Raw genomic sequence first — 20,894 nt, forward strand, 5'->3', positions numbered from 1 at the left:
CGAGCTCGCGGCCCCTCGTCATCGCCTTATGGTGCGGCGCATGAACTGATGTTTTGAGAAGAGCCGGCGCGTTGGCTCCGCAGAGCTATGAAGCTTTTGTTTCGACGGGTGTTTTGCGCGGGCGGCCTCGTCGGCCGGGGGCGACGCGGCGGCTGGCAGTATGAGTCAGGCTGGCAATGAAATCGGCGCCGCCTAGTGCCCACTGTCCAGACACCGCCTGGTCGATGCGTTGGCTTTCCTCGCGCGACAAACCCTCTTGCAGGCGTCGACGGTAATTCGCCTGACGATCAAACGGCGTATTGCCGCAGGCCCAGTAATCAGCATGATCCGACTGCCAAGGCGATGGGGGTGTGGCCGCTGCCGTATTGCCCGTGTGGCTGCCCGCCGATGACCAGGGCCAGGAATCGGGATCATGTGCCGCACCGCTGCGTACCGGATAAGTCTCGAGCCAGACCAAGGCGGGCAGCACCCACACGCCGGGCTCCAGCAAGGCTGATCGATAACGCCCGGCAAAAACCCGTCCGCCGCGCAAGCGAGCCGCCAGATTGCGGCCTAGCGTCTGCATCAAGCGAGGCAAACCCTCCTCGTCGCTGGGCGTTGCCAGCAGCAGGATGCGATCGTTGGCCAACACCCATCCGTGCACCGCAACGCGGTGCCGCTGAGCAGAATCGCCAAGCCAGGAGGCCAATTGGTTGAGCACTTCTTGGGGCGCCGGCTGCGAGGGCGCTGCCAGCGGCTGAACGAAGTTGGCCTGTACCAGTTGCGGTAACCCGGGGGCGTACAAACGGGGCAGTCGAGCCATAGCGTGTAGGGGCACCAAGCCAGAAAGAACGGTGGTGTTGACCACTATATATAAATAGTGCCACAGCCGTCGAGAGGGGATGGTACCCGTAGACAATTGTTTTTCTCTCTGCCAGCGCGGTCAGATACGCAGGTTAACATCGGCCGTATACGCAACTAGTAAGGAAAACCCTGCGCCATGGCAGACTTGGAATTGATCTCCCAGCACCGTTGCTTCGGCGGATGGCAACGTTATTACCGCCACGATTCGGTCCAGATCGGCTTGCCCATGAGGTTCTCGGTGTATGTACCCCCACAGGCGGAACAGGGGCCAGTGCCGGTGTTGTTTTATCTCGCCGGCCTGACCTGCACTGAGGAAACATTCATGATCAAGGGCGGCGCGCAACGGCTGGCTGCCGAATACGGCTTGATGCTGGTGGCCCCGGACACGAGTCCCCGCGGCGCGGGCATCGCCGGCGAGGATCAGGACTGGGATTTCGGCACCGGAGCGGGCTTTTATCTGGACGCCACGGCGCAGCCCTGGAGTACCCATTATCGGATGGAAAGCTATGTAACCGACGAGCTGTACGGCATCGTCACCCGGGAGTTGCCCGGTGATGTCCGACGCGTAGGGATATTTGGCCATTCCATGGGCGGGCATGGCGCGCTGGTGCTGGCATTGCGCCATCCTGACAAGTTCCGTTCCGTCTCCGCCTTTGCGCCGATCGCGGCACCGACCCGTTGTCCATGGGGCCAAAAGGCCTTCAACGGCTATTTGGGGCCCGATATGAACGCCTGGAAGGCCTACGACGCCAGCGAGCTCATGTCGCGCGCGCAGCAGCCTTTCCCGCATGGCATTCTGATTGATCAGGGGCTGGCGGATGGCTTTCTGGCCGAGCAACTGTATCCCGAAGTATTCGAGCAGGCATGCCAAGAGGCCGGCCAGCCACTGACGTTGAGGCGTCATGCTGATTACGACCACGGGTACTACTTTATTTCTACCTTCATGCAGGATCACGTGCGGTTTCACGCTGATCAACATTGTTAACGGTACGCCAGGAAATCAAGCTATTGTTGACGGCGGCTGCCTTGCTGTCGGTTTAGCAGGGCCGCCCTCGCCCACAAACGTGAGGATTGCCTAGTGATCAATGGTTTTGCCCCCTTCGTCTGGATGGCCCTGGCGGCCTTGGTAGTGTTGATACCGGGGATGGTCCTATTATTCGGGCGTGGCGGGCCGCGAGATGCTTCCGGGCGCCGGGTATTCAGGCTGCGGCCGATACGGCGCCTGTTCGGCGTTCTGCTGATCGCCCTGGCGGGCGTATCGGCCATGTTGGCGTTGACGCTGGTTCAGTTCGTCCGATTGACTACCGATGTGCCGGTCGCGACGGTAACCATGCATGAGCAGGCGCCGGGGCAGTTCCTGGTCACCACAGACGTCTCCGGCAAAGGCGAGCGTATCTATCCCCTCTCGGGCGATCAATGGCAGATCGATGCCAAGGTCGTACGCTGGCGCCTGCCCGCTATGCTCGCAGGTGCGCCCCCCTTGTACGCGTTTGAGCGCCTCTCCGGCCGCTACCGCGACGTCGAGCAGGAAAAAACAGCGGCACGTACCGTTCACGATTTATCCGATTGGCCCGTACCCGACCTCGCCCAGCTGAAAAAGGTATTCCCGAACTGGCTGCCGTTTGTTGACGTTCAATATGGCAGCGCTGCCTACATGCCCATGGTCGACGGCGCGCGTTACCGGGTCTACATGGACCCTCGGGGCGGCGTCGTCATCCGGCCCGACGGCCAGATAACCGAGGATGCGTTGCGCCAGCAGGGATGGTAGGGGGGAATTGAACTTTGATGCACTGCGGCAGTCGAATTAGCACTCGTATAGATAGAGTGCTAATATCAGCTGATGCCCCTGTCAATTTCCATCTTGGAGGACGCAACCATGAAGCAACCCAGTAGCTCGTTGGCCCTGTCCGGCAACGCCCTGGCGTTGGCCGTTGCCAATCCAGGCTCACTAGGTACGATCGAAGCCTACATCTCGGCCGTCAACCACCTGCCGGTATTGACCGCCGAACGCGAAACCGAACTCGGCCGCCGTTTGCGCGACCGGGACGACCTCGAGGCCGCCCGCGAGTTGGTGCTGTCGCACCTGCGACTGGTGGTATCCGTCGCGCGTCAGTATCTGGGCTATGGCCTGCCCCACGCCGACCTCATCCAGGAGGGCAACGTGGGCCTGATGAAGGCCGTCAAGCGCTTTGACCCGGAACGCGGAGTGCGCTTGGTGTCGTTCGCCGTGCACTGGATCAAGGCCGAAATTCACGAGTTCATCATCCGCAACTGGCGCATGGTCAAGGTGGCCACCACCAAGGCGCAGCGCAAACTGTTTTTCAATCTCCGCAGCATGCGTCCCGACGGCCATACGCTCGACCCCGAGCAAGTCGATCGGATTGCCCAGGAACTGAACGTGCGTCGCGAAGACGTCAGCGAAATGGAGGTCCGCCTGTCGGGCCGTGACCTGTCGCTGGAAAAACAGGACGACGAGGACGAGGCGTATGCGCCTATCTCGTATCTGTCCGACGAGGGCCACGCAGAGCCGACGCGCGTGCTTGATCGCCGTGAACACGATGATCTGCAAGGCGAAGGTTTGGCGAACGCCTTGCAAGCCCTGGACGCACGCTCACGTCGCATCATCGAGGCCCGCTGGCTCCAAGACGACGGCGGAACCACGCTGCAAGAGCTGGCACAAGAGTTCGGCGTCTCGGCAGAGCGAATCCGCCAGATCGAAGCCGCTGCGCTAAAGAAAATGCGTGGCGCCTTGGCTGCCGCCTGATCTGTCAGTCCTGTTCTACGCAAAAAAGCCTCGGCATAGCGATGCCGGGGCTTTCGCGTTTTGGCAGTGGGCATTGTTGCAGCATAATCTTCGTTATAGATACAATTTGATTCAATTTTCCGGTGCTGAAGACGGTTCCCACCGGAAACTTATTCGACGCCGCAGAGACTAAATACCTGTAGACCGCAATTGCCGCATCCCGGCGTGTAGTCTTGCATCCGTTTCGGCTTCTCCTCTTCCCCTCCCCTATGAAACGGATGCTTGCAGGGCACCTCGCATATCGGTGCCCTATTTTTTTGCCTGCAGCCAGGCGGCGTCGCTCAGGCGACGGACGCCGGTCGCCAGCGATCCGTCGCGGTACAGTTTGAGCCAGCGATAGCCTGGTGGCGAGTCGTCCAGCACATGCTGGCCATTACGAATGCTGAACTGAAAGCATGTCGACGGGGTAGCCAGCAGGCGCATGTGATGGCGACGGCGATCGAATGCCTGGTGGACATGGCCCCACAACAGCACACGCGCGCGCGGCAGATTGGCCAGACGCTGAAACAGAGCTTGCGCATTGTCCACCATCATCTTGTCGGGAAAGCTGCTGTCCATTTGCACCGGGTTGTGGTGCAGCGCAACGAGTACATGGCGGTCGCCCGCCAAAGCCGATGCTTGTTCCAGCAGGTCGAATTGTTCTTCACTGATATGACCCGCGTTCGAGTCGGGCACCGTGGAATCCAGCAAAATGATGCGCCAGGCGCCGATGTCCGTGACGGGCTGTGCCCAGAGTCCCATGGTTTCGCGCAGGAGTCGTGGATCATCGTGATTGCCAGGCAGGCAGCGAACCGGCCAGTCGGTCTGCTCCAGCAGGCTGCGCAGACGTTGATAGGCCTGCGCAGAACCATCTTGCGCTAGATCTCCCGTGGCCAGCAATAGATCAGGGCGATGCCCATTGGCGCGAACCAGGTCCATCACCGCACGCAAACTGGCATCGGTATTGACTTGGCACATGACGCTTTCTGGTTCAGCCATCAGATGCAAATCCGTCAGCTGCACCAGCAGTGTTGGCGCGTCGGCGCGGCCCGCGCTGGTAGTCGAACCCGGCAAGAGGCCTCCTGAATATCCAATAAAGCTCAGTACCATACCCAAAAAGCGTCCCCACTGGACCATTTGAACAAGCCAGAGCGGTAACGAAACGTGCGCGGCAGCGGCCTCTCCGCTGGAACGCCGTAAAAAAAGCTATCCTTGTTCTCTGTCTGATACGTTTGCGGCTTGTACACCCTTCATGGATATAGGTTTTATTGTTTTCGGTTTATCCGGACTACTTACATTGGTGTGCTTCATGCCGCCCTTGGCCGGTCGCGTCAAGCTGCCCTATTCAGTCCTGTTGGCCATTGTGGGTTGCCTGCTGGGTATCGGACTGCACTTGCATGGTTGGGCTCCTCCGGTGCTGGGGGATCTGTTCGACACCATCGAACGTTTCGAGATTTCGTCCGAAACTTTCTTGATGGTATTCCTGCCGGTGCTGTTGTTTGAAACCGCTCTGGCCATGAATGTGCGCCGCTTGATGGACGATATCGGTCCTATTTTGATGATGGCCATTGTGGCGGTGGTGGTGTGTACCGTCGTGGTCGGTTTCGCCGTCAATGCCGTGTCGTCCTACGGATTGGTGGCGTGTCTGCTGCTGGGGGCTATCGTGGCGACGACGGACCCGGTGGCCGTGGTGGGGATATTCCGCGAGGTCGGAGCGCCCAAGCGATTGACTACCCTCGTCGAGGGCGAAAGTCTGTTCAACGATGCCGCGTCGATCGCTCTGTATTCCGTGCTGCTCGCGGTGCTGGGCGGCACGGGTACCTTGTCGGTCAGCGGCATATTCACTGACTTCGTCGTGCACTTTATCGGCGGCGGCTTGGCGGGTTATGTTATGGGCCGCGGGGCATGCTTTCTATTTGCCTGGTTGCGCGGGTTCCCTACAGCAGAAATCACGCTGACGCTGACCTTGGCGTATCTGTCGTTTTTCATTTCCGAACATTATTTGGGCGTATCTGGCGTGGTCGCCACAGTGATTGCGGGGCTGGTGGTGGGCTCGACCGGACGGACCCGCATGTCGCCAGTCACGTTCGAGCATCTGGCCAGTTCCTGGGAGCAGTTCGGGTTCTGGGCGAACTCGTTGATCTTTATTTTTGCCGCGATGCTGGTCCCCAAGCTGATGGCCGCGACCGACCTGCAAGAACTGCTGCTGGTGGTCGTGGTCTTTGTGGTGACGCTGCTGGCACGCGGCATCGTCGTGTTCGGCCTGTTGCCGCTGCTCGGATTGACGCCGCTCGGCACCAAAGTCAGTACGCCCTACAAGCTTGTCATGATGTGGGGTGGCTTGCGGGGCGCCGTATCGTTGGCCCTGGCCCTGGCCGTGACCGAGCAAGCGGCGGTGCCCGAGGACGCGCGGCACTTTATCGCGGTTGTCACGACTGGCTTTGTGTTGTCGACTCTGTTTGTTAATGGCATGACCTTGCGTCCGTTGATCCGCATGCTGGGGTTGAACCAGCTATCGATGGTCGAACGCACGATCCGCAATCAGGCGCTGGTGGTTGCGCTCGAGGATCTGCAGGACAAGGCCGATGACATCGCGAAAACAGACCATATCAGCCCGGAGGCTCGCGATCGCATTCACGCGGTGTTCGATGCGAGCCTGGCCAGTGTGCACGATGGTCAGGTGAGCCAGATGACCGACGAGCAACGCGTTGCGGTGGGGCTGGTCATCCTCGCGCAGCGCGAGCAGGAAATGTTCTTTGATATTCTGAAAGCGCAGATTGTGGATTGGCGCATGGCGGAATCTTTGCTGGCTCGCTCCGAGCGTCTGGAGGATGCCATACGCTCGGGCGGGCTGGAGGGTTTTGAACGCGGCATCGTGGCGGACGTACGCTATTCGAGAGCGTTTCGCCTGGCTCTGCGCACGCACTACACGTTTGGCTTTCAAAGCTGGCTGGCCTATGAACTGGGCAAGCGTTTCGCCAGTCTGTTGACCAAGCAATCCGTGGCCCAGCGGCTGATTGTTTTCTCGCGAGAACAGATCGCACCGTTATTGGGCGAGACGGCCGCTCAGCAGATTGTGGCGGTACATCAGCGGCGTTTGGATCTGATCGCTCATGCGCTGCAGGCGCTCAATCTGCAATACCCTTCTTATGCGTTGTGGCTGCAAGAAAGTTATCTGGGACGCACGGCGCGCGAGCTCGAGCGCATCCGTTATCACGACATGCTGGAGCAATTCCTCATCAGCGGCGAGGTATATGCAGATTTGATGAACCAGTTAAAGAGCCGCTGGCGTCACATTGACAAGCATCCCCCTCTGGATATGGAGCTCGGCGCTGCAGAGTTGATTACCCGGGTGCCTTTGTTCGAGGGCTTGAGTGCGGATTCATTGCGTGCCATCAGCCGATTGCTCAAACCACGTCTGGCCTTGCCCGATCAACCCGTCTTGACGCGCGGTCGGCATGGTCTGGAAATGTGTTTCGTAGCCTCGGGGGCGGTGTCTGTGCAGTTGCCTGATGGCACGGCGATCGAGCTGGGCAGCGGTGAGTTTTTTGGCGAGCTGGCGCTATTGGGCGAACAACAAATCATGCCCGATGTCTACTCGTTGGGCTACAGCAAATTACTGATGCTCTCGCTGCGTGATTTCGAGGCCCTGTTGGCGCGGGACGTGAACTTGCGCGAACGAGTCCAGGTCGTGGCCAAACAGCGCTTGCGCGCCATCGAAGTCTGGCGGCAGTTTTCCCAGACTGGGACGACGTCGCCTTCGGCGACGCCCGTCCCGCAAGTGACTGCGCCGCTGCCCGAAACGCCTTCCGCTGCGCCCACTGAGGCAGCATCGCCGAATCCAGCGACTGCGGCTGTATCTGAGGGCAGTGCACCGTCAAAACCGGCGCCTGCGGCTGCATCCGAGGCGGAGACCCGGGCGAGGCCGCCGTCGCCCCCTTCGGCTGCCCAAGAATCGTGAGCCTCAGATTTCGCCGTGGGCGCGGCGCTGGGTGATGTCCTCGAGGATCACCAGTGCTGCTTCGACGGTGAATTCGCCATCGGCGATCTGACGCACGGCCTCGGCAACTGTGATGTGGGCGATTTCCATGACTTCGCCATCCTGGTTTGTCGGTTGTGTGTCAGCCGGCAGGACGCAGGTGCTGGTCAGCAGGTCCTCGACCTGATACCCCTCCGGCAATCGACGCTGCACGCGCAGTATCGTACGCAGCGGCGTGCGTGTCGTAAGAGACTCGGGCGCGAGGCCGGCTTCTTCTGCGCATTCTCGCAACAGTCCTTGTTCCAGATCTTCCTGGGTACTGACCAGGCCGCCTACCAAGGTGTCCCACATGCCGGGGTCCGTGGATTTGCTGAGTGCGCGTCGCGCTACCCACAGGCGGCCATCCGGCGTCCATGCATTCAGGTGTACTGCGCGCGTCAGCAGCCCGAGCGGGCGCATTGCGGCGCGCTCGATGATGCCCAGGCATCCGTCAGGGCCGAGGACGTCCATCAACTCGTCACGCCAACCACGCAGGCAGTCTGCCTCGCGTAGCGTTTGCGCAACCTGAGCCAATAAGGCGTTCAGCTCAGGTCCGATGGCGAGCCCGGCGCCGATGCGCAGCGCATCGGCCTCGACCTGTACTTTCGGCAGTCGCCTGAGCGCGTCGCAGGCGGCGTGCGTCGCCCACCCGCAACACTGACCGGCGATGTACAACGGCCGTGCCAACTCGGGGGGCGGCTCCTGTACACGTTGCGTGAATTGCGCGTACAGCGCGGCCATCTGGGCCGGTTCGTGATGAAAAGAAGTCGTCAACATGAGGCGATTTTAGTGCACCGCGAGCGCCGCAGACGGGCCGATCGCGCACAGTTGTGTATGATGCTAGAGCGCTGGATAACATCGGCGGTGGTGCGTCCGCTATAATTCCGCGGTTCTTTGTGATTCGAGTGGGGTAAACCGACTTCGAGTCTGTTTCGCACCTGCCGTCTTAAATAATTGCGTGGATTCCGCCCTCTCGCGGCTAAGCGGGCGCGGAAGAGCCCGCGACATGTTTCGGAGTAAGCATGAAGAAGTGGTGGAGAGGGATACTGGGCGCCTGTGTATTGCTGTTTAGCTGTGCCGTTGGTGCGCAGGTACAAGACATGCCCGGCGGCCCAAAAGTTGATCAGCTGAACCTGCACGAAGGCGTTACTCAGATTGCACAGGATGTCATGTGGCTGCATTGGCTGCTGCTGATAATCTGTGGTGTGATTTTCATTGGCGTCTTTGGCGTCATGTTCTACTCCATTTGGGCGCACCGAAAATCACGCGGCCATCAAGCCTCCACCTTCCATGAGCATCTGGGCGTCGAAGTCGCCTGGACCGTCATCCCCTTTATCATCGTGATCGCCATGGCGTTGCCGGCTACCAAGACGGTCGTCGCCATGAAAGACACGTCCAGCCCCGACCTGACCGTCAAGGTTACCGGTTATCAGTGGAAATGGGGCTACGAATACCTCGATGGGCCCGCTGCCGGCGTCAAGTTCCTGGCGACCTTGTCCACGCCTCGCGCCCAGATCGAGGGCCGCGAACCCAAGGGCCAGTTCTATTTGATGGAGACCGACAACCACCTCGTGGTGCCGGTCGACAAAAAGATCCGCATTGTCCTGACGGCCGGCGATGTCATCCATTCCTGGATGATCCCCGATTTTGGCGTCAAGCAGGACGCGATTCCCGGGTTCCTGCGCGACACCTGGTTCCGTGCCCAAAAACCTGGTATCTACCGTGGCCAGTGTGCGGAACTCTGTGGCAAGGATCACGCCTTCATGCCTATCGTGGTCGAGGTCCTGCCTCAGGCCGAGTACGAGGCGTGGGCCGAAGACCAGCGGAAAAAAATGGCCGCCAACGCAGACGATCCCAACAAGGAATGGACCAAAGAAGAACTCATCGCCCGTGGCGAGAAAGTCTACGGCGCCAACTGCGTGGCCTGTCACCAGGCCAACGGCAAGGGGGTACCCGGTTCATTCCCCGCACTTGATGGCGACAAGACTGTGCTAGGTCCCAAGGACGCGCAGTTGCAGACGGTGCTGCACGGCCGTCCCGGTACGGCGATGGCGGCCTTTGCCGGCCAACTGAACGACGTGGAAATCGCCGCCGTCATTACCTATACGCGCCATGCCTGGAGCAACGCGGGCAAGGGCCAAGACCCCGTGGTACAGCCCAAGGACTCGGTGGCCAAGCGCTAGTCGCTGGCCCCGGCCCTTGTTGTAGTCGCACCCGTTACGAGACACACTGGCCTCTTTAAAAGAGGCCGGCACATAGCAGGAAGGAGTCGATCATGAGCAGCGTCACTGTAGACCACGTGTCGCCAGGCCACGGACAGGGCCACGACCACGACCACGGCCACGATGACCATCACCACGCGATCCCCACGGGATGGCGCCGCTGGCTATTTGCGACCAACCACAAAGACATCGGGACGATGTATCTCATCTTCTCGTTTGTCATGCTGCTCGAGGGCGGCACGTTGGCGCTGTTGCTGCGTACCGAGCTCTTTGAGCCCGGCCTGCAGTTCTTCCAGCCTGAGCTGTTCAATCAGTTCACCACCATGCACGGTCTGATCATGGTGTTCGGTGCGATCATGCCGTCGTTCGTGGGCTTTGCCAACTGGATGATTCCGATGCAGATCGGCGCGTCCGACATGGCTTTTGCCCGCATGAACAACTTCAGCTTCTGGCTGCTGCCCGTGGCCGCCATCATGCTGACGGCATCGTTCTTTGTGCCGGGCGGCGCGACGGCTGCCGGCTGGACGCTGTATGCCCCGTTGTCGGCTCAGATGGGCCCCGGTATGGACTTGGCTATTTTTGCCGTGCACATCATGGGTGCGTCGTCCATCATGGGCGCGATCAACGTCATCGTTACGATTCTGAACATGCGTGCGCCGGGCATGACGCTGATGAAGATGCCCATGTTCTGCTGGACCTGGCTGATCACGGCGTTCTTGCTGATTGCCGTGATGCCCGTGCTGGCAGCCGCCATCACCATGGTGCTGACCGATCGCCATTTCGGTACCGGCTTTTTCAACGCGGCTGCGGGCGGTGACCCGGTGCTTTATCAGCACGTGTTCTGGTTCTTCGGGCATCCCGAGGTTTACATCATGATTTTGCCGGCGTTCGGCATCGTGTCGGCCATCGTGCCGGCCTTTGCGCGCAAAAAGCTGTTCGGCTATGCCTCCATGGTGTATGCGACCTCGGCGATCGCGGTGCTGTCGTTCATTGTGTGGGCTCACCACATGTTTACGACCGGCATGCCGGTCACCGGCCAGCTGTATTTCATGTACGCCACCATGTTGATTTCCATCCCGACCGGGGTAAAGGTCTTCAACTGGATTGCGACCATGTGGCGCGGCTCGATGACCTTTGAAACCCCGATGCTGTTCGCGGTGGGCTTTATCTTCGTGTTCACCATGGGCGGTTTTACGGGCCTGATTCTGTCGGTCGCGCCCATCGATATTCAGGTGCACGATACCTATTACGTGGTGGCGCATTTCCATTACGTGCTGGTGGCTGGCTCGTTGTTCGCCCTGTTTGCAGGCGCCTATTACTGGGTGCCCAAATGGACGGGCCGCATGTACAACGAAAAACTCGGCAAATGGCATTTCTGGTCGACGCTGATTTCGTTCAACGTGACGTTCTTCCCGATGCACTTCCTGGGTCTGGCCGGCATGCCGCGCCGTTATGCGGACTACGCCGCCCAGTTCACGACGTTCCACCAGATCGCCACCATCGGGGCATTCTGGTTCGGCCTATCGCAATTGCTGTTCCTGTACGTCATCCTGCGTTGCTACCGTGGCAAAGGCGAGGTCGCTGCCGCAAAACCCTGGGAAGGCGCCGAGGGGCTGGAGTGGACCGTGCCATCGCCGGCGCCGTTCCATACCTTTGAAACGCCGCCCGAGGTCAAGTGAATCCGACTCGCAGGTTGTCATGACTCCAGAACAACGTCGTCGTAATCGGATTATCGGGTTGGTCTTGCTGGCGCTGGTGGTTGCGATCTTTGCCTGGACCTTCTTTCGAGGTTCGGCGACGCTGGGCGGCGTAGCCGTCAAGTAGGTGGTTATGACACACGACATCCGGGATGCCTCGCGACGCAAGTTGAATTTCCTGCAAACGCTCAAAGCCGTGTTGTGGGGCATGTTCGGTGTGCGGCGTGGGGCGGGCTACCAAGAGGATGCGGGCAAACTGAACCCCGTGCATCTGATCGTGGCTGGGGTGTTGGCTGGCGTGATTTTTGTGTTGGTGCTAGTCGCTATCGTGCGATGGGCCGTGGCTAGTTTGAGCTAAGGAGAAGACCATGAGTGCAAGCCACTCGGTTCAAGGAAAAGAGGCACCGTACTACTACGTACCGGCGGATTCTGCTCATCCCGTGCGCAGCGCTGTGGCTTTGCTGGCGACAGGGATAGGCGCCGCTGCCTGGGTCAACGATGTCAGCTGGGGCAAGTGGCTGGTACTCGCTGGGATACTCGGTCTGATTGTCGTGCTGTATTTCTGGTTCGGAGACGCGATACACGAGTCCGAGACCGGCATGAACAGCAAGCGCATCGATCTGTCGTATCGCTGGGGCATGAGCTGGTTCATCTTTTCCGAGGTCATGTTCTTTGCGGGTTTTTTCGGCGCGCTCTGGTACGTGCGTACGATCACGACACCCTGGCTGGGGGACCTGGATCACAAGCTGATGCTATGGCCGGATTTCCAGGCGGCATGGCCGAATTTCGGGCCGGCAGGCGTCGTTGAGCATTTCCAGACCGTCGGCCCGTTCTGGCTGCCCACCATCAACACCGCCTTGCTGCTGTCCTCTGGTGTGACGCTGACCATTGCGCACCATGCGTTGCGTGAAAACCATCGCGGCAAAACCATGTTCTGGTTGTTTGCCACCGTGGTATTGGGCTTTGTGTTTGTGGCCTGCCAGGCTTATGAATACCATCACGCCATCACCGAGCTGAATCTGAAATTCAATTCAGGCGTGTATGGATCGCTGTTCTACATGTTGACCGGCTTTCACGGCTTTCACGTCATCATGGGCGCGACCATGCTGACGGTGATCCTGATTCGTTTGATGCGCGGGCACTTTACGGCCGACCATCATTTCGGTTTTGAGGGCGCAGCCTGGTATTGGCACTTTGTGGACGTGGTCTGGCTCGGTCTGTACCTGTTCGTGTATTGGTTCTAAATCGTCTGAGCGAGACCGCGAATGCCCCCGTCAGGGGGCATTCGCACACCAGCGATTGTGATTTGCTACGACGGATAGCACCATTCACTGGCCCTGCTGCGGCTCGCCAGCCAGGATGGTGCTCATCGATAACCGGTGCTTTCGATCCAGCCCATATGATGGGCGAACAAGACAAACAGAAACAGGGCGACCGACAGCCCGATACGTACGGTCAGTGCGTTGACGGTCCGATTGGTCGTGCCCTTGTCTTTCATCAAATAAATCAGCGCAGAGGCGAGACTGGCCAAAATACCGATGAATGCCAAGACGACAAATATGCGCATTTTGGCCTCCGGGTAAAACGGAATTATTGCAGACATGGCTCATTCAGTTCGGCGTATCTTTGTGGCTTTGGTATTGCTGGGCGTAGCCGTTGCAGTGCTGGCGTCACTGGGGGCGTGGCAATTGCGCCGCGCCGACGAACGGCGAGCCATTGCCGCCAGTATCGAGGCAGGGCGGGCACAGCCGCCATTGGTATTGACCCCCGAGACGCAGGACGATGCGCTGACTGCGTGGCGGCCGGCACAGGCCACCGGGCAATGGCTGAATCAATACAGCGTCCTGCTGGATAACCGCAATCAGGATGGCAAGCCCGGCTATTGGCTGGCGACGCCGCTATTGCTGGACGCAACGAGTCATCAGGCGGTGCTGGTTCTGCGAGGCTGGTTGCCGCGCTCGCTGTCCCCACCATCGTCTTCATCTGCCTCGCCCATGTCATCGGCGCCGCAGTTACCCGACACGCCGGCTGGTGTGCAGTCCGTCACCGGCGAACTGTCTGCGCGCGTGCCCCGTTTGTTCGAACTCTGGTCATTAGGCGGCACGTCGCAGGGGCAGTTGCCGGACATGCTGCCTGCCGCGGACGGTGGGGTGCCCCAAGTCCAGAATCTGGAATTACCCGCCTATGCCAGAGCTACCGGCCTGAGCCTGCTGCCGGCCGTGCTGATGCAAACACGCGGCGCGGATACACTGGTGCGCGATTGGCCCCAACCTTCGATCGATTACAACCAGAATCGGGGTTATGCCTTGCAGTGGTTCTCGTTCGCTGCGATTGCGGCGGCTGCCTGGTTGGTGCTGGCGTGGCGTGCCTTGCGCCGTGGGCGCGAACGTCAATTCGATGATTCCCAGAACCCTTGAGTATGTCGCCGGTCTGATCATTCATTCTTGCACAGGAAAATGCGCGTGGCCCAAGTAACCCCTACTGCTCCTGCAAAAAAACGCTCGCTGATACCGCTGGTATTGGTATTCCTGTGCACCCTGGCACCGATCCTGGCGGCCTTTGTCATGTACAACAACCCGCAATGGTGGCCGGAGGGCTCCAGCAATTACGGCACCTTGATCGAGCCGCAGCGCCCCATGCCGAGCGCGAGCGAGCTGCAATTGACTACACTAGAGGGCAAGCCTTTCGATCTGCAAAGCTTGAAAGGCAAATGGTTGCTGCTCAGTGTGGACGAGGCGGCCTGCCCAGAATCCTGCGCCCGCAAGCTTTTCATCACCCGTAATTCGCATGCCAGCCAGGGAAAGAACGTCGATCGTCTGGCGCGTGTGTGGTTCATCACCGACGACGGCGACGTTCCCGCCAAAGTGCTGGAGGCCTACCAAGGCACCATCATGGTCCGGGCGCGGCCCGAGCAATTGGCACGTTTCCTGGTGGCGCGGGGTGCCGGGGCGTCTACCACTCCCACATCTGGCCAACCGTCTGATTCACCTGTTCCATCGTTATCGAATTCATCTTTATCCGGTCAATCCACTTCATCCGCCCCTTCGGACTTATTAGGGCCCATCTGGGTCATTGATCCTCTGGGTAACCTCATGCTGCAGTTTCCCCCAGAGGCCGATGGCGTCAAGGTGCGCAAAGACATCAGCAAACTGATCTATAGCTCGCGCATTGGCTGACGGCCGGTCTTACTATGCAACACATCAAACAACGTTATCGCAAGCTGGTTTTCTTCACTTGGTTTCTGACGCTCGATCTGATCATGTTCGGTGCGTTTGTGCGCTTGACCGATTCCGGGCTCGGTTGCCCGGACTGGCCCGGCTGCTATGGCAAGGTGACGCCACTGGGCGCCATGGGCGACATTCATCAGGCCACGCAATCCATGCCCTACGGTCCCGTCACGCTTTCCAAAGCCTGGATCGAGATGATTCACCGCTATGTCGGTGCGTTTCTGGGCATGTTGATCATTGCGATCGTGTTCATGGCCTGGCGTTATCGCCGGGAACTGGGGCGTTCTCCGGTGTTGGCGGTCGTGACGCTGGTCGCGGTCTGCGTGCAGGGAGCCTTTGGCGCCTGGACGGTGACGCACAAGCTCATGCCCGCCGTGGTGACCGCGCATTTAGTACTGGGTTTGTCGCTGCTGGCGCTGATGACCTGGCTGTCGGCCCGTGAGCGCCCGCATGCGCCGCTGCCGGCCTCGGCCATCCGATGGCGTCCTTGGTTGATCGTGGGCGTTGCGCTGTTGGCGGTGCAAGTCGCCCTGGGGGGCTGGGTCAGTACAAACTATGCCGCGCTGGCATGTCTGGATTTCCCGACCTGTCACGGGCAATGGCTGCCGGATATGGATTTTCACGGTGGCTTTTCCATCATCCGGGGGCTGGGTGAATTGCCCTCGGGCGAGATGATTTCCCAGCATGCCCTGACAGCGATTCACTGGGTACACCGAAACTTTGCGTTTGTCGTGTTGATTTACCTGGGGATATTGGCGTGGCGTCTGCGGGCGGAGCCGGGCCTGAGGGGGCCGGCCACCTTGACCTTGGCCCTGCTGGCGGCACAGTTGTGCACCGGCTTGACCACGATTTTCTTCCAGTGGCCCTTGTTGATTGCCGTGTTACATAATGGGGGAGCCGCCGGGCTGACCTTGGCCTGCGTGGTCATGCTGGTGCGTCTTTCCAACGCCGGGCGCCCTGCTCCGACCGCCTGATGGCCGCCAGCGTTTAAAATAGCCCCATTATGTCCAGTCTTGCCGCTCCTCAACCCGGCCTGCTACGCCAGTATCTCGTGCTGACCAAACCGCGCGTGACGCAACTGGCGGTGTTCTGTGCCGTCATTGGTATGTTCCTGGCCGTGCCAGGCCTACCTGATCTGAACCATGTCGTTTTTGGCACGCTCGGTATTTGGCTCTTGGCCGCCGCGGCCTTCGCCATCAACTGCCTGATCGAACAGGAAGTCGACGCGCGCATGCTGCGCACGGCTCGCCGCGCTACGGCGCAGGGTACGATTTCGTCCGCCCAGGTCATTACGTTGTCGGGCTTGCTCGGCGGGGCAGGCATGCTGGTGCTGTATCACTTGGTCAACCCGCTGACCATGTGGCTGACGTTCGCCACCTTTGTGGGTTACGCGATCATCTACACCATCATTCTCAAGCCGCGCACACCGCAGAATATCGTCATCGGCGGGCTATCGGGTGCGATGCCGCCGGCCCTGGGCTGGGCAGCAGTTGCGAATTCCGTGCCCGCCGAGGCGTGGATACTGGTGTTGATCATATTCATCTGGACGCCGCCGCATTTCTGGGCGCTGGCCCTGTATCGCAGGCACGATTACGTCAAATCGGGCCTGCCCATGCTGCCGGTCACCCATGGGCAGAAATACACGCAGTTGCAGATCCTGCTGTATAGCCTGGTGCTGCTGGCTTCGACCACGCTGCCCTATATCATCCGCATGAGCGGGTTATTCTATTTGGCATCGGCGCTTGTGTTGGGCGCCATGTTTGTTGCCTATGCCTGGCGGCTTTATCGTGAATACAGCGACGAGCTGGCGCGCCGGCTGTTCCGCTTTTCGATCCTGTATCTGTCGCTGTTGTTCGCCGCGTTGTTGGTGGACCACTGGGCCGGCATATTGCTCTGACCTGGGAGATCCCGTTTCATGTCCGTGTTTTCTACCCATCGCCGTGCCGTGCTGCGTCGCGCGGCCGCTCTTGTGTTGACGAGTGCTCTCGCTGCCTGCGGTGATCCCGCGCCGAAATTCAAAGGTAACGACATCTCCGGCACGCAATTGGGTAAAGCACTGGCTCTGAATGACCATAACGGCCAGGCGCGCACGCTGCAGGATTTCGCCGGGAAAGTCGTCGTGGCATTTTTCGGCTTTACGCAATGCCCCGATGTCTGCCCTACGGCCTTGGCAGAGCTGTCGCAGGTCATGCAGAAACTGGGGCCCGATGCCGATCGCGTCCAGGTGTTGCTGATCAGTGTGGATCCCGAGCGCGATACGCCGGAGATCCTCAAACAATACGTCACGACCTTTGACCCACGTTTCTTGGGGTTGACCGGCACCCCCGATCAGGTCAAGGCCACGGCCGCCTCATTCAAGGCTTATTACGCCAAGGTCCCGACCGAGGGCGGCAAGAACTACACCATGGATCACACCGCCGCGTTTTACCTGTTTGACGGTAAAGGCGAGTCGCGCGTGCTGGCCAACAGCACCATCGGCGTTGACGCGATGGTGCACGATATCAAGCTACTGCTCGACTGATTGTCGGCCTACTTGTCGATCCAGGGCGACTCCTGCCAGAGCTTGCGAAAATTGGCTTCGCCCGTCTCCAGTTCCTTGGCGTATTCCGCTGGCGGCAGATAGCGCAGCGGGGCAAACATATCGCGCGCCTTGGCCTGGAACTCGGGATCTTGCATGGTCTTGTTCAAGGCGTCGACCAGCTTGCCGCGCACATCTGCCGGCAGACCCTTGGGGGCCGCCAGGCCGCGTAATGACGCCAGCTCGATATCGAAACCCTGTTCTTTAAAGGTGGGAACATCGGGCAGCGCTGACGAACGCGTCGAGCCCATCTGTCCCAGGAAATGCAGCGGTGTGCCGCCTTTTTTGTATTGCAGGACTTCGCCGACGTTGATGGCGCCGATCATGATTTCGCCCCCCGCCACGGCGCCGCGCACTTCGCCTGCGCCTTTATACGGGACATGAGTCAGCTTGGCGCCCGATGCGCGCGCGAATTGCAGCATCGCCAAATGATCGTCAGAGCCTGTGCCGGTCGTGCCGACGGTGGCCTCCCCGGGTTTTTGCTTGGCGTAGGCAGTCAGATCTGCCAAGGTTTTCACTTGGTTGGTCTCGAGCACCGCGAAAGCCCCGGGATCATCGACAACGTTGCCAATGAGATCAAAGCTCTTCCAGGTGAAAGAGGTTTCGCGCTCAATGGGGATCGTGAGCAGATTCGGGGTGTTGATGAAACCGATGGTGTAGCCATCGGGCTTCGCACGCGCGAGTTCCGCAAAACCGATGGCGCCGCCCGCGCCGGGCCGGTTCAGCACCACAATGCGGCTGTCGCTGCCCAAGTATTTCTGTAGAAACGGCGCCATCATGCGGGCTACCAGATCCGTGCCGCCGCCGGGGCCATACGACACGATGAAATTAATGGGGTGCGAGGGATAGCCGGCGGCCTGCGCCGTGCTTGCCAGACCTGCTGCTGCGCAAAGGCAGGCTGCGCTAGCCGTCAAGCGAATGAAGCGGCGCCGCAAATTCAGAGTTTGCATAAGGTTGTCTCCTGGTGATGGCGGATGTCCCGCTCGTTTTCAGAAAGAATGCTGGCCAAGCCGTTCTAGAAATCGTGGCCAGACATTGGGGTTCAACAGGCGCGGCGGGCGTTCGCCGCGCAGCATCATGACGAGTTGTTCTGCCGCGCCTCGCGCGACGTTGCGCCGGGCTTCGTGCGTCACGCCCGCCGTATGAAAACTTCCTACGACGTTGTCATGCTGCAGCAGCGGGGCGTCGTTGCCCGGCGGTTCCTGATCCCAGACATCCAGACCGGCACCCGCCAAGTGGCCGCTGCTCAGGGCCGCATTGAGCGCGGCTTCGTCGTGAATGCCGCCACGGGCCGTGGTGATAAATACCGATCCGGGCTTCATGGCGGAAAACTGATGCGTGCCGAACATCCCGCGGGTCTGAGCATTCAGCGGGCAATGCAGCGAGACGACGTCCGCGGTCGCCAGCAGCGAGTCCAGATCCATCGGTTCGGCTCCGCGTTCGCGGATCGTCGCTTCATCCAGCAACGGGTCATAGGCGCAGACACGCATGCCAAAACCCTGCGCGATCCGCACTACCCGGCGGCCGATTTCGCCGACGCCGATCAGACCTATGCAGGTGCCTCGTATTTCATGGCCCATCAGCGATTCACGGCTAAAGCCCGTCGCTGTGCGCAGCTGCTGATGAGACAGCACGATGCGCCGCTGTACGGCCAGCAGCAGGGCAAACGTGTGTTCGGCCACCGAATCCGCATTCATACCCGCCTGGTTCACCACCGCTACGCCCGCCTCGGTGCAGGCGGCCACATCGATGGTGTCGTAGCCGGCTCCTGACGACGAGACGCAAAGCAACTGGGGGCAGTCGCGCAACAATTCGCGTGAGACAAACCATTCGCGCGGGAGCTCGTCCTTGGCGGCCGAAGCCAGATAAGCATGTGCCTGCTGCAACTGGGCTAGCGTGTGATCGTTGTGGCCGCGGGCGGGCAATATCGATAGCGTGGCCGATTGCGCGATCAGTTCATCAAAAATCGGATTGACCCACAGGTCCAACCGGCAAACAAGAGGTGTCATTCTCAAACTGTCCTTTAACGTGCGGTGCGAGCCACGCAGCCGCGCTCGGACAAGCATGGACAATGCGCGGGGCCGGATGCCAACTCAGGCAGTCGCAGCGCAATGTCTCCATGATGTCATTTCGGCGACTGTACGGGACTGATGTTGTGAAATAAAGCGAATATTTTTCGTCGAAATAAAACGCTTTTAGGAAACAAAATTAGGGAAGAAAGCGAAAGGTCCGCGCTCGGGCGGCCGACTCAGATCATGCAACTGGGCGCGTGAAAATCAACGGTCTCCACAGCCAGTTTGCGCATGCTCTCCAACATGGGCCGGGTATCGTCGCGCCGCCATTCAAAGCAGTACTGCAGCGGCGCGAGCGGTGGAAACTCCGCCAGCAGCACCATTTCGCCGCGTTGACACAGCAGCTGTGCCCAGGCGCTCGGCAAAAAGCCTACGCCCAATCCCTGCCGGATGATTCCCGCCACTGCGCCCCAACTGTTGCACGATAGCGTACGCCCGGGGGCGAGCCGGTTTTGGGTCAGCCATTCGTCCAGGATACGGATGACGCCAGAATTATGCGGCAGCGTCACTAACGTCAGCTCGGACAGTTGGGCGGGCAGTGTCGGGCCGCGCCGACCGAGCGCGCGCCGAGTGCCCACCCATGAGAATTCCACTTGCCCAATCGTGCTCGAGGCAATGGCTGGCCGCGACGACGGGCCGCCGATGATCGCGAAATCGAGCTCTCCTTCCTCTAGCTTGTCTTCCACCAGATGGCCGACATCTGCAAAGGGCTCGACGCGTAGATCGGGATGATCGCGCTGAATGGCCTCGATAAACTGCGGCATCCACGTCCACGAGGTCAATTCCCCCACGCCGAAACAGCAGCGCCCCGAGTAGTTCAGATGCGTGCCGGCTTGCTGCATGAACAGGTCTGCCCCGCGCAGCAACTCCTTCGCATGAGGCAGCAGGTGATCGCCCAAGGGTGTCAGTGTTGCGGTCCGTGCGCTGCGATTAAAGAGTTGCGCACCCAGCGACGTCTCCAGTTCGCCGATGCGTTTGGAGAGCGACGAGACGGAGATATTCAAACGGTTGGCGGCAACGGCGAAGTTTTTGCAGATCGCGGCCCAGTAGAAGGCTTCCAGTTGTTTGAGAGTCATATCTCGCGCGACGATGGGAAAAAGCGAAATCAAATATATCAATAAATTCGCTTTTTTGAGATGAATCGTCGCGGACGCTGCGCCGGCGGTGCCCTTTCATCCATGTGCCGCGCGCCACGCCTGGTATGCGGCTAGCGCTGCAGGCGTCAACTCGGCTGGCGTGATCTCGCGCTGGTGTCCCATGATCATCAACGCGTAAGGCGTAGCCAGGGCGGCAGCCTCGGCACATAGGCGGGCCTCCTCGCCTTGCGAGGGCAGCCGGTTGCGCCAATAATTGATGGCTTGCTCCAGATCAGGCAATGAGATGGGCGTATTCATACTGGTATTGTCCCAGAACGACGCGTGACAAGTCCGCCACGGTTTGCAAAGCGTCACGATA

Annotated in this window: 22 protein-coding genes; 14 read left to right on the forward strand and 8 right to left on the reverse strand. The window is 60.0% G+C overall.

Going from position 1 to position 20,894, the window contains the following annotated elements:
- Positions 1–85: 85 nt before the first annotated feature.
- A complete protein-coding gene (locus CAL20_RS01380) occupies positions 86–802 on the reverse strand; it encodes a hypothetical protein (RefSeq protein WP_094819480.1) in 717 nt (238 codons plus the stop codon).
- A gap of 177 nt (positions 803–979) precedes the next feature.
- Between CAL20_RS01380 and fghA the strand changes: the two genes are divergently transcribed.
- The 3 genes from fghA (at position 980) to rpoH (ending at position 3,607) form a co-directional block, all read left to right on the forward strand.
- A complete protein-coding gene (gene fghA / locus CAL20_RS01385; RefSeq protein WP_094819481.1) occupies positions 980–1,828 on the forward strand; it encodes an S-formylglutathione hydrolase in 849 nt (282 codons plus the stop codon).
- Positions 1,829–1,921: 93 nt separating this feature from the next.
- Positions 1,922–2,611, forward strand: a complete 690-nt coding sequence (locus CAL20_RS01390) for a hypothetical protein (protein ID WP_176456422.1) — start codon at positions 1,922–1,924, stop codon at positions 2,609–2,611.
- A 108-nt stretch (positions 2,612–2,719) separates the two neighbouring features.
- Entirely contained in the window at positions 2,720–3,607 is an 888-nt protein-coding gene (gene rpoH, locus CAL20_RS01395; RefSeq protein WP_176456423.1) for an RNA polymerase sigma factor RpoH, read from the forward strand.
- 288 nt (positions 3,608–3,895) lie between these two features.
- Here the strand turns inward: rpoH and CAL20_RS01400 are convergent, their stop codons facing one another.
- Positions 3,896–4,699, reverse strand: coding sequence for a phosphodiesterase (locus CAL20_RS01400; RefSeq protein WP_254923877.1), 804 nt, complete (start codon positions 4,697–4,699; stop codon positions 3,896–3,898).
- A 178-nt stretch (positions 4,700–4,877) separates the two neighbouring features.
- Here CAL20_RS01400 and CAL20_RS01405 point away from each other — a divergent pair, with 178 nt between their 5' ends.
- Positions 4,878–7,586 (forward strand): cation:proton antiporter domain-containing protein, encoded by a 2,709-nt coding sequence (locus CAL20_RS01405; protein ID WP_094819483.1) that lies wholly within the window; start codon positions 4,878–4,880, stop codon positions 7,584–7,586.
- Between the two features lie 3 nt (positions 7,587–7,589).
- Here the strand turns inward: CAL20_RS01405 and CAL20_RS01410 are convergent, their stop codons facing one another.
- A complete protein-coding gene (locus tag CAL20_RS01410; RefSeq protein WP_094819484.1) occupies positions 7,590–8,420 on the reverse strand; it encodes an NUDIX hydrolase in 831 nt (276 codons plus the stop codon).
- A 245-nt stretch (positions 8,421–8,665) separates the two neighbouring features.
- On the opposite strand from CAL20_RS01410, the gene coxB reads away from it, so the two are divergent.
- The 5 genes from coxB to CAL20_RS01430 all read left to right on the forward strand — a co-directional run bounded on the left by coxB (position 8,666) and on the right by CAL20_RS01430 (position 12,806).
- A complete protein-coding gene (gene coxB / locus CAL20_RS01415) occupies positions 8,666–9,826 on the forward strand; it encodes a cytochrome c oxidase subunit II (RefSeq protein ID WP_094819485.1) in 1,161 nt (386 codons plus the stop codon).
- A gap of 92 nt (positions 9,827–9,918) precedes the next feature.
- Entirely contained in the window at positions 9,919–11,544 is a 1,626-nt protein-coding gene (ctaD, locus tag CAL20_RS01420; RefSeq protein WP_094819486.1) for a cytochrome c oxidase subunit I, read from the forward strand.
- A 19-nt stretch (positions 11,545–11,563) separates the two neighbouring features.
- On the forward strand, positions 11,564–11,689 hold the full coding sequence (locus CAL20_RS25695) for a cytochrome oxidase small assembly protein (RefSeq protein WP_217903900.1): 126 nt from the start codon (positions 11,564–11,566) through the stop codon (positions 11,687–11,689).
- A gap of 6 nt (positions 11,690–11,695) precedes the next feature.
- On the forward strand, positions 11,696–11,920 hold the full coding sequence (locus CAL20_RS01425; RefSeq protein ID WP_094819487.1) for a DUF2970 domain-containing protein: 225 nt from the start codon (positions 11,696–11,698) through the stop codon (positions 11,918–11,920).
- A 10-nt stretch (positions 11,921–11,930) separates the two neighbouring features.
- Entirely contained in the window at positions 11,931–12,806 is an 876-nt protein-coding gene (locus CAL20_RS01430; RefSeq protein ID WP_094819488.1) for a cytochrome c oxidase subunit 3, read from the forward strand.
- 122 nt (positions 12,807–12,928) lie between these two features.
- Here CAL20_RS01430 and CAL20_RS01435 read toward each other — a convergent pair whose 3' ends face one another.
- Positions 12,929–13,129, reverse strand: a complete 201-nt coding sequence (locus CAL20_RS01435) for a twin transmembrane helix small protein (protein ID WP_094819629.1) — start codon at positions 13,127–13,129, stop codon at positions 12,929–12,931.
- Between the two features lie 34 nt (positions 13,130–13,163).
- Between CAL20_RS01435 and CAL20_RS01440 the strand changes: the two genes are divergently transcribed.
- Genes CAL20_RS01440 through CAL20_RS01460 form a run of 5 tightly spaced genes read left to right on the forward strand, consistent with a single transcriptional unit; the run spans position 13,164 to position 17,310 of the window.
- Positions 13,164–13,979 carry an SURF1 family protein gene (locus CAL20_RS01440; protein WP_094819489.1) on the forward strand — a complete coding sequence of 272 codons (816 nt, stop codon included), beginning with the start codon at positions 13,164–13,166 and terminating at the stop codon, positions 13,977–13,979.
- A 39-nt stretch (positions 13,980–14,018) separates the two neighbouring features.
- A complete protein-coding gene (locus CAL20_RS01445; protein ID WP_094819490.1) occupies positions 14,019–14,738 on the forward strand; it encodes an SCO family protein in 720 nt (239 codons plus the stop codon).
- 14 nt (positions 14,739–14,752) lie between these two features.
- Positions 14,753–15,763, forward strand: coding sequence for a COX15/CtaA family protein (locus CAL20_RS01450; RefSeq protein ID WP_094819491.1), 1,011 nt, complete (start codon positions 14,753–14,755; stop codon positions 15,761–15,763).
- A gap of 29 nt (positions 15,764–15,792) precedes the next feature.
- Positions 15,793–16,686: a heme o synthase gene (gene cyoE, locus CAL20_RS01455; RefSeq protein ID WP_094836995.1), complete on the forward strand. Its 894-nt coding sequence runs from the start codon at positions 15,793–15,795 to the stop codon at positions 16,684–16,686.
- 18 nt (positions 16,687–16,704) lie between these two features.
- A complete protein-coding gene (locus CAL20_RS01460) occupies positions 16,705–17,310 on the forward strand; it encodes an SCO family protein (RefSeq protein ID WP_094836996.1) in 606 nt (201 codons plus the stop codon).
- A gap of 8 nt (positions 17,311–17,318) precedes the next feature.
- On the opposite strand, the gene CAL20_RS01465 is transcribed toward CAL20_RS01460, so the two are convergent.
- The 4 genes from CAL20_RS01465 to CAL20_RS01480 all read right to left on the reverse strand — a co-directional run bounded on the left by CAL20_RS01465 (position 17,319) and on the right by CAL20_RS01480 (position 20,833).
- Positions 17,319–18,317, reverse strand: coding sequence for a tripartite tricarboxylate transporter substrate binding protein (locus CAL20_RS01465; protein WP_094836997.1), 999 nt, complete (start codon positions 18,315–18,317; stop codon positions 17,319–17,321).
- Positions 18,318–18,356: 39 nt separating this feature from the next.
- Complete coding sequence (locus CAL20_RS01470; RefSeq protein ID WP_094836998.1) at positions 18,357–19,376, reverse strand: hydroxyacid dehydrogenase; 1,020 nt, start codon at positions 19,374–19,376, stop codon at positions 18,357–18,359.
- A gap of 239 nt (positions 19,377–19,615) precedes the next feature.
- On the reverse strand, positions 19,616–20,515 hold the full coding sequence (locus tag CAL20_RS01475; protein WP_094819630.1) for a LysR family transcriptional regulator: 900 nt from the start codon (positions 20,513–20,515) through the stop codon (positions 19,616–19,618).
- Positions 20,516–20,611: 96 nt separating this feature from the next.
- A complete protein-coding gene (locus tag CAL20_RS01480; RefSeq protein ID WP_094819496.1) occupies positions 20,612–20,833 on the reverse strand; it encodes a DUF3717 domain-containing protein in 222 nt (73 codons plus the stop codon).
- Between the last annotated feature and the right edge of the window lie 61 nt (positions 20,834–20,894).

The sequence above is a fragment of the Bordetella genomosp. 4 genome, assembly GCF_002261185.1.
Classification (GTDB): domain Bacteria; phylum Pseudomonadota; class Gammaproteobacteria; order Burkholderiales; family Burkholderiaceae_B; genus Bordetella_A.

Bases quoted from the DNA above. Each gene is read 5' to 3' on its own strand.
- CAL20_RS01480 (WP_094819496.1), bottom strand. From the start codon at position 20,833: ATGAATACGCCCATCTCATTGCCTGATCTGGAGCAAGCCATCAATTAT.
- coxB (WP_094819485.1), top strand. From the start codon at position 8,666: ATGAAGAAGTGGTGGAGAGGGATACTGGGCGCCTGTGTATTGCTGTTT.
- ctaD (WP_094819486.1), top strand. From the start codon at position 9,919: ATGAGCAGCGTCACTGTAGACCACGTGTCGCCAGGCCACGGACAGGGC.
- CAL20_RS01425 (WP_094819487.1), top strand. From the start codon at position 11,696: ATGACACACGACATCCGGGATGCCTCGCGACGCAAGTTGAATTTCCTG.
- CAL20_RS01475 (WP_094819630.1), bottom strand. From the start codon at position 20,515: ATGACTCTCAAACAACTGGAAGCCTTCTACTGGGCCGCGATCTGCAAA.
- cyoE (WP_094836995.1), top strand. From the start codon at position 15,793: ATGTCCAGTCTTGCCGCTCCTCAACCCGGCCTGCTACGCCAGTATCTC.
- CAL20_RS01445 (WP_094819490.1), top strand. From the start codon at position 14,019: ATGCGCGTGGCCCAAGTAACCCCTACTGCTCCTGCAAAAAAACGCTCG.
- CAL20_RS01460 (WP_094836996.1), top strand. From the start codon at position 16,705: ATGTCCGTGTTTTCTACCCATCGCCGTGCCGTGCTGCGTCGCGCGGCC.
- CAL20_RS01450 (WP_094819491.1), top strand. From the start codon at position 14,753: ATGCAACACATCAAACAACGTTATCGCAAGCTGGTTTTCTTCACTTGG.
- rpoH (WP_176456423.1), top strand. From the start codon at position 2,720: ATGAAGCAACCCAGTAGCTCGTTGGCCCTGTCCGGCAACGCCCTGGCG.
- CAL20_RS01405 (WP_094819483.1), top strand. From the start codon at position 4,878: ATGGATATAGGTTTTATTGTTTTCGGTTTATCCGGACTACTTACATTG.
- CAL20_RS01430 (WP_094819488.1), top strand. From the start codon at position 11,931: ATGAGTGCAAGCCACTCGGTTCAAGGAAAAGAGGCACCGTACTACTAC.
- CAL20_RS01410 (WP_094819484.1), bottom strand. From the start codon at position 8,420: ATGTTGACGACTTCTTTTCATCACGAACCGGCCCAGATGGCCGCGCTG.
- CAL20_RS01470 (WP_094836998.1), bottom strand. From the start codon at position 19,376: ATGACACCTCTTGTTTGCCGGTTGGACCTGTGGGTCAATCCGATTTTT.
- fghA (WP_094819481.1), top strand. From the start codon at position 980: ATGGCAGACTTGGAATTGATCTCCCAGCACCGTTGCTTCGGCGGATGG.
- CAL20_RS25695 (WP_217903900.1), top strand. From the start codon at position 11,564: ATGACTCCAGAACAACGTCGTCGTAATCGGATTATCGGGTTGGTCTTG.
- CAL20_RS01465 (WP_094836997.1), bottom strand. From the start codon at position 18,317: ATGCAAACTCTGAATTTGCGGCGCCGCTTCATTCGCTTGACGGCTAGC.
- CAL20_RS01435 (WP_094819629.1), bottom strand. From the start codon at position 13,129: ATGCGCATATTTGTCGTCTTGGCATTCATCGGTATTTTGGCCAGTCTC.
- CAL20_RS01440 (WP_094819489.1), top strand. From the start codon at position 13,164: ATGGCTCATTCAGTTCGGCGTATCTTTGTGGCTTTGGTATTGCTGGGC.
- CAL20_RS01380 (WP_094819480.1), bottom strand. From the start codon at position 802: ATGGCTCGACTGCCCCGTTTGTACGCCCCCGGGTTACCGCAACTGGTA.